This window comes from Paenibacillus sp. 1-8, from assembly GCF_056316205.1.
In genome coordinates this window covers 3,068,425-3,083,587 of record NZ_CM149995.1, presented here as the reverse complement: position 1 = coordinate 3,083,587, position 15,163 = coordinate 3,068,425, and the positions used below count along the sequence as shown (strand labels likewise).

The following is a 15,163-nucleotide window of genomic DNA, read 5'->3' as shown; positions in this document are numbered from 1 at the left end:
AAAGCAGCAAATTTAGTTTTGAATGGATTAGAGGAGGTAGGAGCATGCGACCTAAACCGCATATTGTACATTTGCCGGTATATCAGCCTGGTAAACCGATTGAAGATGTGAAGCGCGAGCTGGGACTTGATGAAGTGATTAAGCTCGCCTCGAATGAAAATCCGTACGGCAGCTCTCCCAAAGTATTGCAAGCCATTCAGGAGGAATTTGCGAACATTAGTGTATATCCTGACGGCAGCGCGGTAGCTTTAACACAGGCACTGGTTAAACATACGGGCTTGAAAGAGGATCAGTTTATTTATGGCTGTGGCTCTGACGAGATTATTGCGTTGACTACGCGTGCTTTTCTTCTTCCCGGGGAAGAAAGTATCATGGCCGATCAGACCTTCTCTGTGTACAAGAGTAATGTGGAGATTGAGGGAGCGGTTGCTGTTGAGGTGCCTTTGCGTGACGGGGTGCATGATCTGGAGGCTATGTTGTCTCAGATTAACGACCGTACGAAAATAATCTGGATCTGTAATCCGAACAACCCGACAGGCACGATTGTACCTGAAGCAGAGCTGATCGCATTTTTGGATCGAGTGCCAAAGGATGTTTTGGTCGTACTGGATGAGGCGTATTTCGAGTTTGTGACAGACAGCACGTATCCAGACGGTATTCGTTTGTTACCGGCCTATGAAAATCTGCTTGTATTACGCACCTTCTCCAAAATCTATGGCCTAGCATCGCTTCGCATCGGATACGGAATGGGGACTGCGGCAACGATCCGCATGATTAATCAGGTTCGTGAGCCGTTCAATACTTCGCGGGTAGCACAGGCTGCAGCGATTGCGGCGTTGGAAGATCAGGATTTTGTGCAGGAATGCCGTGACCGCAACGCAGAGGGCAGAGCCTATTTGCAAAATGAGTTGAAGCGCCTTGGACTGGAATCTTTTCCGGCACATGGAAACTTTATTATGCTGAATGTACGTCGCCCGTCGGGTGAGGTATTTCAGGAGTTGCTTCAAAAAGGCGTAATTATTCGCGCTGGTCATTACAAATATCCGACATACATTAGGGTGTCGGTTGGATCACAGCCGCAAAATGAGTGGTTTATCCGTGCGCTGGAACAGGTCCTGGGGGCGGAAGCGGCGAAAGCGCGTCTATAATTTCCGCAGATGGGATTTGATAATTGATGAAGATTGCCATTTTCGGCGTGGGACTGATCGGTGGGTCCCTTGCGCTTTGTTTTAAAGGGAAGCCAGGCATTACCGTTGTCGGTCATGCTCATCTTCCCAAACTGATGGAGCCGATGTTGAGCCGTGGTGTCGTGGACACCGTGACTCTTTCGGTTGAAGAGGCGGCAGAGGACGCCGATTTTATTTTTTTATGCGTACCTGTCGGCTTACTGGAGCATTACTTGGAGTTGTTAAGCAGGCTGCCGCTTAAAGAGGGTTGCATTATTACTGATGTAGGCAGCACAAAATCGTCGATTGCTAAAAAAGCGTCAGAAATCTCTTTACGTAATGCTTATTTTATCGGTGGCCATCCGATGGCCGGCTCGGAGCGTTCCGGTGTGAAGGCTGCTTCCGCATTGTTGTTTGAGAATGCCTACTATGTACTTTCCCCGGCAGAGGGTGTGCCTGAGGAAGCATACAGTTCACTGGAGCGTCTGTTGAAATATACAGGAGCTCAGGTTGTGCGTGTCCAGCCTGATATGCACGATGACATTGTCGGGGCGATCAGCCATCTTCCGCATATTATTGCAGCGGCGCTGGTGAATCAGGTGCGCAAGCACAATGACGAAAATCCGTTGTACCGTACGCTTGCTGCCGGCGGCTTCCGCGATATTACGCGAATTGCTTCCAGTGATCCGATTGTATGGCGGGATATTTTGCTGAGCAATCGTGATGTTTTGCTAGGTCTGCTGGAAGAGTGGAACGGGCAGATTGAGCGTTTTACCCATTTACTGAGAATACAAGACGGAGAGGGAATTGCTGACGAGTTTTTGATGGCGGGGCATTTCCGCAGTGAGCTACCGGAACGCCGCAAAGGTGTCATCGTCTCAACGTTTGATCTGTATATTGATGTACCGGATACCCCGGGGATTATCGGCCGAATTGCAACAGAGCTGGGGGACAACAGCATTAACCTGAGCAATATGCAAATCATCGAAAGCCGGGAGGATGTTCCCGGTATTATGCGACTTTCCTTCCGCCAGGAACGGGACTGGGAGCGCGCCAAGGCACTGCTCGATTCAATGAGCTATAAAGTGGTGGTATAAAGGGGAAAGTGTGATTGTTGGTTAAGCAGGTTGAGACGCTTCGCTACTGACCGCCTTAAATGCCCCACACTTTCTGGGAGTGAAAGTAACAGGAAAGATTTAAAACGGGCGTGAGATCCTCTTCGCCCGTTTTTTTGTTATTTTATGGCCTGAGAGCCCAGTTGAGGTGATATAACTGGGTAAGTATATTTTCTTTGTTATATAAGCTAAATTCGAAAATTTTATATAAAAAACGGAGTAGGCGGGATGGTGCTGGACACCAGTGATGGGAAGCACCATCCGACTGCGCAGTTGGCGCCTTACGAAACTTTCCAGTTCAGTTTAGTATATGAGTTCAAAAAAAAGACCACCCGGGTAAAGCCCCGGGTGGTAGCTGCTCTTATGGAGTAGCTGAGTAGGATAGGAGTGGAGAGAAACCATACTGTACTTTTATTATATGTATACGTTTTCATTTTGTCAATGTTTTTTTAAAGCGTTTTCTTTTGGGTAATTATTCTTTACCAGCGTATTCAAAAGGGATGGACTTAAAGTTATGTCACTTTAACTTGAAAAAACTTAAAATTGGTCGGAAATTCCGTATATCGGAAACAGCTGCTAGCGTTATGTAGCCTATGATGGAAATCATGGGGATTTTGGACTTTTTTACTGACGACTATTTTGTGGTACAATGGGTAAGTCCATTTTGGATGTTGAGAAATGTTGGGGATAGCACCGTTATTGTTGGCACTACATAGGGTAAGAAAAAAACAAATGTTCCATGATGCTGTTTCATCCATTTGCGCAGAGTGCGCAACTTTTTTTGGCCTGTTCGGTATATATAGACAGAATCGAATGGGAGAACAGCACATGTATGGGCGAGGAGGGTCTCACTCGGATGATGACAGATTCCCAGATGATTCAGGAAATCAAACAAGGTAATGTTGAGGTTTATTCAGAATTAATGAGGCGGCACCAACGTAAAATTTTAGCTTTTGTTTACCATATGCTGAAAAGTTCGAACCTGGAAATGATCGCTGAGGACTTATGCTCGGAGACGTTTTACAAAGCGTACCGGAGCCTGCACTCTTTTCGCGAGGTAGATGCATCGTTCTCCACATGGTTATATACGATTGCACGTAATACGGTGCTGAGCGAGCTTCGCAAGCATCGTAGCGGTCAGGTTCCATTGGAGGAGAGCGGTTATGTGCCGGTTGCTCCATTGGATGTGATTCCAGAGCAGGCCGTCCTTCGCGGCGAGAAGGTAGAGATGGTTCGTGAAGCGATCAACAGATTGCCAGAGAAGCAGCGGTCTGCGCTGATTTTGCGCGAATACGAGCAATTGGATTATCAGGAGATTGCTACGATTTTGGGGCAGACGGTCAGTGCGGTGAAATCGTTGCTTTTCCGGGCCAGAACCAGTGTGAAGACGCAGTTGGAGCCTTATTTTTTTGAGCCTCTCTATGAGGAAAACGAAGGGATGAGCAGCCAATGAAATCCAGGGACACTGAGGATTTGTTCGCTACAGGCAAAAATGTATCGAAACAAGACTCGGAGCGCAGACGAGCCAAAAGCTCGTCTGCCGGATGGGAGCATGGTTCGGAAGAAAATGAGTGGAATTTGTCAAAAGAAAGTCGATCCGCTATTCGCGATATTTCCTTTGAGATAACAGATGAGCAGGCAGAAGCTATGAATCGCAGGGTCATGGATCGAATTTATGAAGAGTCACCGTGGCTTGTTCCCGGCGAGCATCGGCGTGCGCGTGTGAACCCGGCAGCCCGTAAGTATATGTCCGTATGGATCGCCGGCTTTTTGGCGGTATTTTTGTGTAGCTTTTTGTTTTTGAACTGGAATGGAAGCTCCTCTCAAGAAAATCCTCCTCAAGCGGCACTTGTCATGGATACAGGTATTTTACCGACAGGCTTGCTGGAAACTACAAGTACATCTCCACAATATCAATACCACATTAAAGATATGAATAGTGGCATTATGGACCCGCTGGTTGCAAGCATTGTTCCTACTTACCCGCAATATTGGATGTTGTTGTCTGTGTTGGCACTTGCGCTTGCCTTATTTTCTTTGGGCTGGATTCATCGTGCGAGACGGGTTAGAAATTAGCAGCACGGCTGGGCTCCAATACGGATTCATAACAATGCCTGAATAACTAAATAGCGGAGGAAACAACACGATGCTTATTGGCTTGATCAGACATGGATTAACGGATTGGAATGCGGTGGGTAAAATCCAGGGCCACAGTGATATTCCGTTGAATGAGGAAGGGCGCCGGCAGGCACGCTTGCTGGCAGAACGATTAAAGGATGAGCCCTATCATTGGGATGGTCTTATTACAAGCAGCCTTTCCAGAGCGAAGGAGACGGGGGAGATTATTGCTTCTGTTCTTCACCTTCCTATACTTGAGCCGGATGATCGGCTGAGAGAACGCGCTTATGGTCAGGTCGAGGGCATGACGCAGGTCGAGCGTGAGAAGAAGTGGGGGAGCGACTGGCATCTGCTGGATCTGGGACAGGAGAGCGATGAAGCTCTTCAACTTCGAGGGTTGGCTTTTATGGAGGCCATTTGGTCGGAAAATCGGGACAAGAACCTGCTGGTCGTTTCTCATGGCGGTTTTTTGGCTAATTTGTATAAGGCTTTGTATCAGGAAAAGTTTACGGAACGAATTGGTAATCTGTCACTGAGTGTTCTCCAGCGTGAGGATACGGATTGGACGCCGCTGTTGTATAATTGCACCAGACATTTACAGGAAAAAAGCGATTGTAACTCAAAAGGTTGACGAAAGACCACGAATTTCTACTCAGCGTAGAAGCCGTGGTCTTTTATTTTTTAATTATAGCTTTGTAAAAAAGAGGTTTAGAGTCTGAACATTCCGTCAAAGCTGTGGGTACAACAGGTAAGAATCAATTCCGGATGACAGTCCAGTGACGAGGCGATGGAACGATGAATCTGGCGGATATGCTGACATTTGCGGATATTGTGCATTTGAACAGAATTGCGGTGTATTACGAATGTGACTGTAAGCCCAATTCCAAACATGAGCTGATCCAGGGCATTTTGACAAAGCTCGGCAGCAGCAGTTTTTTTGAGATGCAAGTCAGGGAGCTAAAGCTGTCAGAGGTAAGGTTTTTGAACACACTGCTATTCGATGACCGGCCTTATTTCAGTATGGAGGAATTGATTGCGGTTGCCAAACAATCTGCCGAGGAGGATGGGGATTCCGATGAGCGACCGCGGGACATCGTGGCCCGTTTACGCAACAGTGGCTGGCTATTCAACGGTTCGACGCATAATACGAGGTATTTGTATCAAATTCCGTTGGACATGAAGGAGCGTTTCCGTCGTGTCATGGTGCAAGACTTGCAAAACGGAATGATCCGGGTAAGTGAGCCAACGTCGTACCGGGATGAAGGACATCTTTTGGCGGAGGATTTACGACTTTTCCTTCAGTATATGGAGCAGCATGAAGTTCCGCTTAACCCCGAGGGGGCTTGGTATCGTCGCAATCAGCAGCAACTAATGGAGCATTTGCACATTGCGGAGCCACTTCTGGGTAAAGGAGGCTGGCGTTTCGGATATGGTTCCTCCTTTAAGTTTTATCCCGACCGAATGGCACTGCTGTATGATTATGCACGTCACTCCAGGTTTATTGAGGAAAAGGGGGATCGAGTTGTGCTGACGGCAAAGGGGGAGGCACACAGGGAGTACGCGATCGAGGATGAGATGATACAGCTATTCAGGTTTTGGTTAAGATTGTATAAGGGAGCCGTTCCCAATCTACTTTCTCTGGTCTACTGGATAGGAGAATGTGCCAGGCCCTGGACGTCCTCGGAGTCGCTTTTTGTACATATCGGCCCGCTGATCAGACCGTTCTACTATGATACGCCCCGTTCGGTTTTTGATCAGAGAATTATACGAATGATGCTGCACTTGGGTATGCTTCGTCTGGGTGAGCATTCGACGGGGCCATCTGTACAGATGACCGCCTGGGGCCTGAATCTGGCAGGGGAGTACCGCATTGGGAGGAACGACCCGGGTATGCGGCTCCATTGACAAGCAGCATACATGTTGATAGAATTCACCCAAAATGAGAGGGTGAAGTTGATGCTGATTCACTATAACGGGAACATGCCACAGCTCCATTCATCTGTCTATGTGGCAGAAGGAGCAAAAGTTGTCGGAAAGGTAACGATCGGCCAAGATTCCTCAGTTTGGTTCAATGCCGTACTGCGCGGGGATATGGCGCCTGTCATCATCGGTGAACGCTGCAATATCCAGGACGGAGTCGTGGGACATGTGAACACGGACCAGCCCCTGGTGCTGGCGGATGATATTTCGGTGGGACATGCTGCGATTATCCATGGCTGCATGGTAGGCAAAGGCACTTTAATCGGTATGGGGGCCATTGTACTCAACGGAGCTGAGCTTGGTGAATATGCTTTAATAGGAGCAGGGTCGGTCGTTACGGAAAATGCCAAAATACCACCCTATACTCTTTCTCTCGGTACACCTGCCAAAGTAGTGCGAGAATTGACAGACGCAGATTTGCAGCGGATGTCACGGACGGCACTCAACTATGTGGCGAAAGGAAAAGAATATAGGATCTCTTAAACTCATGTTGGAGGTGCATCCTATGGATAAAATGAAGGTTACTTATGAAGTAATGTTGGGCCTGTCTGCTGAAATGGTTTTGGACGAGGCATTACGTAAACACCGGAGTGAAAAGCTCTACAAGGATATTGATGAGGCGCTGGCCTCCGGGGATGAAGTAGCTTTTCGTCATCTTACGGATGAACTGAAAGCGATCAATTGAGCCGTTTCAGGAGATCTGATCCTGGGTAACAGACCCATTGGCAGTACAAGACCATAATCATCAAGCCTGACCGTAGCAGCGGCCAGGTTTTTTTGATACGCTTTTATATGATATAGTCTTTGTAGATGGAGCCTTTACGGGGCATCTATCGTATGAACGGAGGATGAGGACGTGTCGTTGTCTTATTTGTGGAGCCGGTCGTTCTTGACGAGCCGGCCTTTTTTGTGGCTGCTGTTCTGGTGTAACCTGGTCGGAACCGTGTATGGGTACATATGGTATGGAGGGCAATTGGAATATACGCTAAACTATTACCCGATATGGCAGATTGTATTTGTGCCTGATAGTCCGACGGCCAGCCTGTTTTTTACGATTTCTGTATTATTCCTGCTTTACCCTCCGCGCCTGAAGGGCTTGAAGGTCATTCGCCAGCTGATGGAGGCGTTAGCTGTGGTTACGAGTGTAAAATACGGCATCTGGGCCTCAGCTATTATTTTTTGGGGTGTCGCGCAGGGCGGGCATATGATATGGCAGGATTGGATGCTGGTAGCATCTCATACGGCAATGGCAGTCGAAGCCTTGCTGTTCGTTCGTTTTTTCACCTGCAAATGGGCGGGCCTGTGCGTAGCAGCTTTGTGGACACTGCTAAATGATACGGTCGATTATACATTTGGCATATATCCGTATCTTCCGAGGTCGCTAACGGATGATGTACCACAAGTGCGTACTTTTACCTATATGCTGACCCTTTTCAGTATCGCAGCTTCATGGCTTGCCATGTACGTGCGCAATCGAGTGGCATTATTTAATTGAGATGCAGCTTAAGTTTACTAAAAGTAGAATTAAAAAATCCACTTGAATTAACCAGCTAAGTCATTCCGGATGAAGTCAATGAATAAGCAGCCAAACCGGGCCTGGGAATGAAGAAACAGGAATGGAGAAATAGGGATGAATATTGTTATAAATCAAAAAGAATATATTTAAAAAAGGCATTCGTGATGATCAAAAAATAAGAAAAAACTTTAATCAATTGACAAAACAAAGTTTCGGTTTTGATTTTGAAGTTTGGTACCAATTGGGATGTTGGGGTGATCAATATATCCCCTATGTGCTTTTAGATGGGGACTGTGTTGTCGCCAATGTATCTGTAAGTCTGATGAATTTTGATTTGTTAGGTGAAAATAGAAAGTATATCCAAATCGGAACCGTAATGACGCATACTAACTATAGGAATCAAGGTTTCAGTCGTTTTTTATTAGAATGTGTGTTACAAGATTGGTATGACAATGGTGATGCTATGTATTTGTTTGCGAATGATAGTGTAAAGGAGTTTTATCCTAAATTTGGATTTGTTCCAGCGCAAGAATATCAATTTAATCGGAAGGCATCCATGAACAACCGGGACATTAAAGTCGAAAAGTTGAACATGGAAGAGATGTCGGATATAAAGCTATTGAAAAGTAAAAGCGCTGACTTAAATCCATACTCATTTTTTTCTATGAAAAGCAGTGAGTGGTTGGTTTTATTCTATGGCACCTCATTTTATAAAGATAATTTTATATATATTCCTCAATATGACACGATTGTTGTTGCGGATTTTAAAGGGGATACGATGAATTGTTACGATATTTATGGAGCGGGCGAGATCCCTATGGATATGATTCTGTCAGCAGTAATGAGACAAGATACGAAAAAGGTTGTTTTTGGTTTTACTCCAAGAGAACAGGACGGCTGCGAAATTTCACTGTTGGAACAGGAAGATACCACGCTATTTTATAAGACTAAAAATCAAAACATATGTAAACAAAATAAACTGATGTTTCCTATTTTGTCCAGGGCATAAACTGGCTTCAAACGTTTCGACCAAAAGCCGAGTTCTAGCCCCCGTAGCCTTGCCATACAGTAAGGTGAGGAGGGATGTCCCATGGATTGGAGTCAGGCGTTTCGTGGTGTCCTGCGTGTTGTTTCGGGAGTTGTGTTATCTATGGTTTTGTTGCTTTCCGTATGTTTCCCTCCGGGCATTGCGGAAGCGCGGGATCAGCCCAAGTCCACCAGTAATGCAAAGGAAATAGAGGAGCTAGATCGTGCGGCTGCGGTATTGTACCGGGATGTAATGGATGGAAATATTGAAAAAGCGCGCGCGGATGTAGCGGAGGTAAGCCGATGGTTCAGCACGGGTCAGGTACAGGCTGCACTGTCTGTGGAGGCTATTCATGCTTTGTCCGGCAGTATTCTTGAGGTACAGCAAGCTACACAATCCGTGCAAGCATCGCCGGATGAATGGGTGAAGGCCGCTGCCAATTTGCGACTTGCGGCAGATGCGATAGCGCATCCCCGCCAGCCATTATGGCAGCAGTATTACAAAATTTTAAAAGAAGATGTTAGCGGCTTAAATAGCCAGTTTGCTAAAGGAAATATGAAGGGTTTCGCCGCCGGAGCAGCAGTGCTGGAGGATCATTACGAGACGATCCGAACGGCGGCGCTGATCAGCGGCAAAACAACCGAGGTTGTTCGAACGGATTCATGGATTTCTTACGTTAAGGGATTGGGGAACCAGCAAAATGCGGATGCTTCAGCGATTAGAGGGGCACTGGATCAGGGAAACCCGACATTCAATGCCTTGTTTGGACGTGAAAAAGATGCTACCGCACTGGCTCCATTCATCCCGCATGAAAGCGAGCGCCGAGCAGAACTGGCAATCGGCTTGACGATCCTGCTGACCCTGGCTTATGTGGGTTACCGTAAGTATCGATCCGGTTTCTCTGGTTAAGGCTAAATGCTGCCACTTGCCCGGATTTCCGGGCTATTCCTCTTTGAAGCCCTCCCCGTGTACATCATGCACATCCTGAATGATGATGAACGCTCGTGGATCAACCGATTTCACTATTTGATGCAAACGCCGTATTTCCTGACGGGATACGACACAGTAAGCAACATGCTTGGTCTGCTTGGAAAATGCACCCATAGCCGGAATAATAGTAACACCGCGATCCATATCCCGTGTAATGATATCCGCAATATCCATCGTATGATCACTGATAATCATAAAGGCTCTGGCGGAGTAGGCCCCTTCCTGTATAAAATCAATGATCTTCGATGCGATAAACACAGCGACCAGCGTATACAGGATTTTTTCCTTAGGTATGTACAGCAGCGATGCACCGATGATGACGATATCGATCACCAGCAAAATCCTTCCCATACTCCAGCCAAACTTCCGGTTCAAAATACGAGCGATAATATCCGACCCGCCGGTGGTACCGCCAAACCGGAATACGATGCCTAGCCCGGCCCCGAGCGTAACCCCGGCATATAATGAAGAAAGTATAAAATCGTGCTCGGTCTGAAACGTGCCCATCCACCCGAGGTGAATCATTTTTTCAAACAACCACAGAAAAAAAGTGAGCGCCCCGATGCCAACCCCGCTATAAATAATTTGCTTGCCGCCAAGCATCTTCCATCCGATTAAAAATAGAGGAATGTTCAGGAGCAATGTGGAAAGGGATGGGGAAATCGAGAAAGCATAGTTCAGCAGCAGGGTGATACCTGTGATGCCGCCTTCCATCAGCTTGCTGGGTATAATGAAATAAAGCAGGCCGAATGCATAAATAGCAGTGCCGAGCACAATGGGTAAAATGATTTTAAGCTGTTCAATAGACCTCGATGTTTTCATATAATCCCTCACAATGGCAAATTGGGATGAACGATTGGATATTGATTTTGGAGCAGATCATAGATCCTTATGTTTAGTATACCTTTTTACGGTAGCTTTAAAAGACAGACCATTACAAGATGTGAGTAATTTCACATTAAAAAAATATTTGTTTTCAAATGTGCTTTACGATAACATATGAATAAACCTGCACATTAGAGGAGATTGTGTTTCATGGAAAAATCGCTTGATGAAATTCAACGTGAGGTAGACCAATATATTTCCCAATTCAAAGAAGGATATTTCAGCCCGCTGGCAATGCTGGCCCGGATGTCCGAGGAAGTCGGGGAGCTGGCCAGAGAAGTCAATCATTCCTTTGGCGAGAAACCGAAAAAAACGGATGAGGCCGACAATTCGATTGAGCTGGAGCTGGGAGACATTTTGTTCATCACGGTCTGCTTTGCAAACTCGCTGGGTATTAATTTGACTGATGCTCATGATAAGGTCATGCGTAAATTTAACACACGTGACGCGAATCGCTGGACCAAAAAGGACACCGATTAGGCGTTTTGTACATATGCTGTACCAAACCGGTTACCCGGAGGTGCGGTGTCATGAAGGCGGAGGAATACGTTCAGAAAGCTTATCAGTGTATTTTACAGAACGATTTTGAGCAGGCCGTGGAATGGTTCGAAAAAGCGATTTCCGCTCAGCCTGATCATGCGGAGCATTATTTCCGCTGTTCGGTCACCTATGCCCGTAGCGGGCGGATAGAGCAGGCGCTTGCTTATGCGGGCGATGCGGTTCGTCTGGCCCCGCAGCAGGATGAGTATCTGCTGCATTTGCATACGTTGGAGGCCAGACAGCAGACGGAGAAAGCCAGAAAGATGCTGGATGTCGATAAAGCTACGCCACAGGTGCGCAGAGATGCAATCCTGCTACTGGAACGGGCAATTGTCCTTGATCCGCTATGTGGTGACGCTTTTATGCTGCTCGCATTGGTTTATGCTGAAATGAATGAATATAAGCTGGCTGTGCAGGCTGCTCGTGAGGCGGCCGCTTTGTTTCCTCACAATGAACAGCTTGCCAATCTCATGAAGAAGTTATGCCAGCAAATGAATGAACAGATCTAGCACGAATTGATGCGTAAGGGGTTGTAAGATATGCCAGAGCAAATAAAAGTGGCTGTCGTTGGAGCAGCCGGGCGTATGGGCCGTGAGGTTGTCAAAATGGTTCTCCAGGATGAAGAACTCCGGCTGGTAGCCGCAGTAAACAGAACGCACGCCGGCAGTGATGCCGGCCTTCTCGTTGGACTTCCAGAAGCGGGCGTTGCTATTGTGGAGGATGTGGAGCAGGCTTTGCTGGATAGTCGTCCGGATGTGATGGTCGATTTTACAGGTCCTCGTTTTGCGTACGCACATACAGTGCTTGCCATCAAACTTGGCATTCGTCCAGTTATTGGGACAACAGGATTTACACCGGAACAGATTGACGAACTGGACAAGCAGTGCCGGGAACAGCAAATGGGCGGTCTGATTGCGCCTAACTTTTCAATAGGAGTTATTTTGATGATGCGGTTTGCAGCTCAGGCTGCTAAATACTTCCCTCATCTGGAGATTATCGAATATCATGGCGACCAGAAATTGGACGCGCCATCGGGAACGGCAATTAAGACCGCAGAACTCATCGCTGAGCAGCGACAGGAGCTGCGTCAAGGGAACCCGGAGGAGGAAGAAACGCTCGAAGGATCACGCGGCGGCTACTACCAAGGGTTCCGTATCCACAGTGTCCGTCTTCCTGGTGTATTCGCACAGCAGGAAGTTATTTTCGGAGGATTTGGACAATCCCTCAAAATTCGTCAGGACTCCTACGAACGGGCAGGCTACATGCCCGGCGTCAAAATCGGCATTCAAAAGGTAATGGAGCAAACTGGACTTGTATACGGTTTTGAGCATTACATTGATTAAGAATAACGCGAATGAATTGACGAACGGAATATAGAATGAGGCAGGGGGAATTTCGAATGTTCAAGATTGCATTTATAGCGCATGACCGCAAAAAAGATGAAATGGTTAACTTTATAACCGCGTATGAGCATGTTTTTACAGGACATCAATTGTATTCAACAGGTACAACGGGTCTGCGCATTATGGAGCAAACGAAGCTTCAAATTCACCGCTTTATGTCAGGACCGCTCGGAGGTGACCAGCAGATCGGGGCCATGGTTGCGCAAAATGATATGGATCTGATTATCTTCCTGCGTGATCCGCTAATGGCACAGCCGCATGAGCCTGATATTAGTGCACTGCTGCGTCTGTGTGACGTGCAGGGTATTCCTTTGGCGACCAATGTTGCGACTGCTGAAATATTGGTCAAGGCGCTGGATCGGGGCGATTTTGCTTGGCGTGAGCTGGTACATAAATATAAACCAGGCATTGATCAGCAGGGTGATATAAAATGACACTGGACATATTGATTTTTGGAGCTCATGCCGATGATGCTGAGATTGGGATGGGAGGCACGATTGCCAAGCATACTGCCGCTGGTTTAAAGGTGGGCGTATGTGATTTGACGCGTGCTGAAATGTCATCCAATGGTGATGTAGATACCCGCATGGCAGAAGCCGAAGATGCTTCAAAAGTGCTGGGCCTTGCTGCACGGACGAATTTGGGACTGCCTGATCGGGGTTTGTATATAACACCGGAGAATGTAGCCGCAGTGACCGCAGAAATTCGGCGTCATGCGCCGAAAGTCGTATTTGCTCCCTACTGGGAGGATCGGCACCCGGATCATGTCATGTGCAGCAAGCTGGTGGAGGAAGCGGTGTTTAACGCCAAGCTACGTCGATTTATGCCGGAACAGCCTGCGGTGCTAGTGGAGCAGTTATATTTTTATTTCATTAACGATATCGGCAGAACGGATCTGATTGTGGACATTACGGAGCATGTTGAAGCCAAGGAGCAGGCATTACTAAGCTATGCTTCCCAATTTCAGGCTGCACCGGGTAAAGACACGGTACCCACGCCATTAAACCAGGGGTATGCTGAGCGTGTAAAAGCCCGTGATTCGTTGTTGGGTCAGCGCAAGCTGATTTCGTATGCAGAGGGCTTTGCGTCCAAAACGCCTCATCTGGTTAAGCTATTCACATAAGGGATATAAAAATCCTGACACATAAACGATAAACTAAATCCGTTCGTGTAACGATTATAGATGCGTACTGTATTTGGTATGTCACCAACATTGAAAAGTCATCACCGGTAAACGGAAGGGGGCAGCTTAACTTGAATGACAAATTGAAAATCGGAATTACCTGTTATCCGTCGTTGGGCGGTTCCGGCGTAGTGGCTACAGAGCTGGGCAAGCTGCTTGCCGAAAAAGGACATGAGGTCCATTTTATCGCCAACAGCATTCCATTTAGATTAGGCGGGGAATTCCAAAAAAATATTTTTTATCATGAGGTTGAGGTTAACGACTATTACGTGTTCAGATATCCGCCTTATGATCTGTCGCTGGCGACCAAAATGGCTCAGGTCGCACAAATGAAAAATTTGGATGTACTCCATGTTCACTATGCCGTACCGCATGCGGTATGTGCTTATTTGGCCAAAGAAATGGTGGGCGACCATCTCAAAGTGGTAACCACGCTTCACGGCACGGACATTACGGTGTTGGCGCAGGATGAATCGTTGAAGGATCTAATCCGGCTGGCGATCAACAAAAGTGACGCGGTAACAGCGGTTTCGAAGGATTTGATTCGGGAGACGATAGATGTGCTCGAGATTACAAACCCTATTGATTTGACCTACAATTTTGTGGATAAACGAGTGTATTATCCGCGGGATGCAACTGCGCTGCGGAGAGATTTTGCCCAGCCTAATGAAAAGATTATGATGCACATTTCAAACTTCCGTCCGGTCAAAAGAGTGGGAGACGTGCTGGATATATTTGAAAGAGTGCAACGAAAAGTACCTGCAAAGCTGCTGCTGGTTGGGGAAGGACCAGACCTTCCAAAAATTCGCTGCAAAATCGAAAGCTTGGGCTTGCAGGATAAGGTATTCTTTTTGGGCAAGCAGGATCAGATTGCTGAAGTGATTTCCATGGCGGATGTGCTACTGCTTCCATCGGAAAAAGAAAGCTTTGGACTGGTTGCACTGGAAGCGATGGCTTGTGGAGTACCAACGGTTGGTTCCGAGGCAGGAGGAGTGCCTGAACTGGTTGTTCACGGGAGTACAGGTTATCTTGCTGAAATCGGCAATACCGAGGCGATGGCGGAATATGCGGTGCAGCTGTTATCGGACGAAGCGTTGGCAGAGCGTTTTCGTGAAGCCTGTCTGGTGCGGGCTCGTACCGTATTCTGTGATACGCTGATTACCCGTCAATATGAAGAAATATATTACCGTGTGTTGGGACGCGAGGTGCCGGATCTTAAACCGATCAGCGTTTAAGAAGG

At 47.1% G+C, this 15,163-nt stretch carries 18 protein-coding genes; 17 read left to right on the top strand and 1 reads right to left on the bottom strand.

Annotated features, from left to right (window positions below; all coding sequences use genetic code 11):
- Window positions 1–44 precede the first annotated feature (44 nt).
- The 11 genes from hisC (at window position 45) to AC0WRU_RS13830 (ending at window position 9,831) form a co-directional block, all read left to right on the top strand.
- Window positions 45–1,148, top strand: a complete 1,104-nt coding sequence (hisC, locus tag AC0WRU_RS13880; protein WP_476125186.1) for a histidinol-phosphate transaminase — start codon at window positions 45–47, stop codon at window positions 1,146–1,148.
- A gap of 26 nt (window positions 1,149–1,174) precedes the next feature.
- Window positions 1,175–2,263 (top strand): prephenate dehydrogenase, encoded by a 1,089-nt coding sequence (locus tag AC0WRU_RS13875; protein ID WP_431088272.1) that lies wholly within the window; start codon window positions 1,175–1,177, stop codon window positions 2,261–2,263.
- Between the two features lie 874 nt (window positions 2,264–3,137).
- A complete protein-coding gene (locus AC0WRU_RS13870; protein ID WP_014282079.1) occupies window positions 3,138–3,734 on the top strand; it encodes an RNA polymerase sigma factor in 597 nt (198 codons plus the stop codon).
- Window positions 3,731–4,357, top strand: a complete 627-nt coding sequence (locus AC0WRU_RS13865; protein WP_476125183.1) for an anti-sigma factor — start codon at window positions 3,731–3,733, stop codon at window positions 4,355–4,357. The genes AC0WRU_RS13870 and AC0WRU_RS13865 overlap by 4 nt, the downstream gene beginning before the upstream one ends.
- A 70-nt stretch (window positions 4,358–4,427) precedes the next feature.
- Complete coding sequence (locus AC0WRU_RS13860) at window positions 4,428–5,030, top strand: histidine phosphatase family protein (protein WP_476125181.1); 603 nt, start codon at window positions 4,428–4,430, stop codon at window positions 5,028–5,030.
- A 164-nt stretch (window positions 5,031–5,194) separates the two neighbouring features.
- The gene (locus tag AC0WRU_RS13855) at window positions 5,195–6,304 is read left to right on the top strand and encodes a hypothetical protein (RefSeq protein ID WP_476125179.1); all 1,110 of its coding nucleotides are present in this window, start codon (window positions 5,195–5,197) and stop codon (window positions 6,302–6,304) included.
- Window positions 6,305–6,355: 51 nt separating this feature from the next.
- Window positions 6,356–6,862 carry a gamma carbonic anhydrase family protein gene (locus tag AC0WRU_RS13850; RefSeq protein ID WP_476125177.1) on the top strand — a complete coding sequence of 169 codons (507 nt, stop codon included), beginning with the start codon at window positions 6,356–6,358 and terminating at the stop codon, window positions 6,860–6,862.
- 22 nt (window positions 6,863–6,884) lie between these two features.
- Window positions 6,885–7,064: an IDEAL domain-containing protein gene (locus tag AC0WRU_RS13845; protein WP_025682222.1), complete on the top strand. Its 180-nt coding sequence runs from the start codon at window positions 6,885–6,887 to the stop codon at window positions 7,062–7,064.
- Window positions 7,065–7,235: 171 nt separating this feature from the next.
- Window positions 7,236–7,874 carry a DUF1405 domain-containing protein gene (locus AC0WRU_RS13840; RefSeq protein WP_476125175.1) on the top strand — a complete coding sequence of 213 codons (639 nt, stop codon included), beginning with the start codon at window positions 7,236–7,238 and terminating at the stop codon, window positions 7,872–7,874.
- A gap of 217 nt (window positions 7,875–8,091) precedes the next feature.
- Window positions 8,092–8,904 carry a GNAT family N-acetyltransferase gene (locus AC0WRU_RS13835; RefSeq protein ID WP_476125171.1) on the top strand — a complete coding sequence of 271 codons (813 nt, stop codon included), beginning with the start codon at window positions 8,092–8,094 and terminating at the stop codon, window positions 8,902–8,904.
- 81 nt (window positions 8,905–8,985) lie between these two features.
- Window positions 8,986–9,831, top strand: a complete 846-nt coding sequence (locus AC0WRU_RS13830; RefSeq protein WP_476125169.1) for a sporulation protein YpjB — start codon at window positions 8,986–8,988, stop codon at window positions 9,829–9,831.
- Window positions 9,832–9,864: 33 nt separating this feature from the next.
- Here AC0WRU_RS13830 and AC0WRU_RS13825 read toward each other — a convergent pair whose 3' ends face one another.
- On the bottom strand, window positions 9,865–10,734 hold the full coding sequence (locus AC0WRU_RS13825; RefSeq protein ID WP_025685881.1) for a YitT family protein: 870 nt from the start codon (window positions 10,732–10,734) through the stop codon (window positions 9,865–9,867).
- Window positions 10,735–10,947: 213 nt separating this feature from the next.
- On the opposite strand from AC0WRU_RS13825, the gene AC0WRU_RS13820 reads away from it, so the two are divergent.
- From AC0WRU_RS13820 to bshA, 6 genes are all read left to right on the top strand, one after another.
- Window positions 10,948–11,277, top strand: coding sequence for a nucleotide pyrophosphohydrolase (locus tag AC0WRU_RS13820; RefSeq protein ID WP_025685880.1), 330 nt, complete (start codon window positions 10,948–10,950; stop codon window positions 11,275–11,277).
- Between the two features lie 50 nt (window positions 11,278–11,327).
- Window positions 11,328–11,846, top strand: a complete 519-nt coding sequence (locus AC0WRU_RS13815; protein WP_476125166.1) for a tetratricopeptide repeat protein — start codon at window positions 11,328–11,330, stop codon at window positions 11,844–11,846.
- Between the two features lie 30 nt (window positions 11,847–11,876).
- Complete coding sequence (gene dapB, locus AC0WRU_RS13810; protein ID WP_476125164.1) at window positions 11,877–12,680, top strand: 4-hydroxy-tetrahydrodipicolinate reductase; 804 nt, start codon at window positions 11,877–11,879, stop codon at window positions 12,678–12,680.
- Between the two features lie 56 nt (window positions 12,681–12,736).
- Window positions 12,737–13,174, top strand: coding sequence for a methylglyoxal synthase (gene mgsA, locus AC0WRU_RS13805; protein WP_025685877.1), 438 nt, complete (start codon window positions 12,737–12,739; stop codon window positions 13,172–13,174).
- Window positions 13,171–13,863, top strand: a complete 693-nt coding sequence (gene bshB1, locus AC0WRU_RS13800) for a bacillithiol biosynthesis deacetylase BshB1 (RefSeq protein ID WP_476125162.1) — start codon at window positions 13,171–13,173, stop codon at window positions 13,861–13,863. The genes mgsA and bshB1 overlap by 4 nt, the downstream gene beginning before the upstream one ends.
- 131 nt (window positions 13,864–13,994) lie before the next feature.
- On the top strand, window positions 13,995–15,158 hold the full coding sequence (gene bshA / locus AC0WRU_RS13795) for an N-acetyl-alpha-D-glucosaminyl L-malate synthase BshA (RefSeq protein WP_476125160.1): 1,164 nt from the start codon (window positions 13,995–13,997) through the stop codon (window positions 15,156–15,158).
- Window positions 15,159–15,163 lie beyond the last annotated feature (5 nt).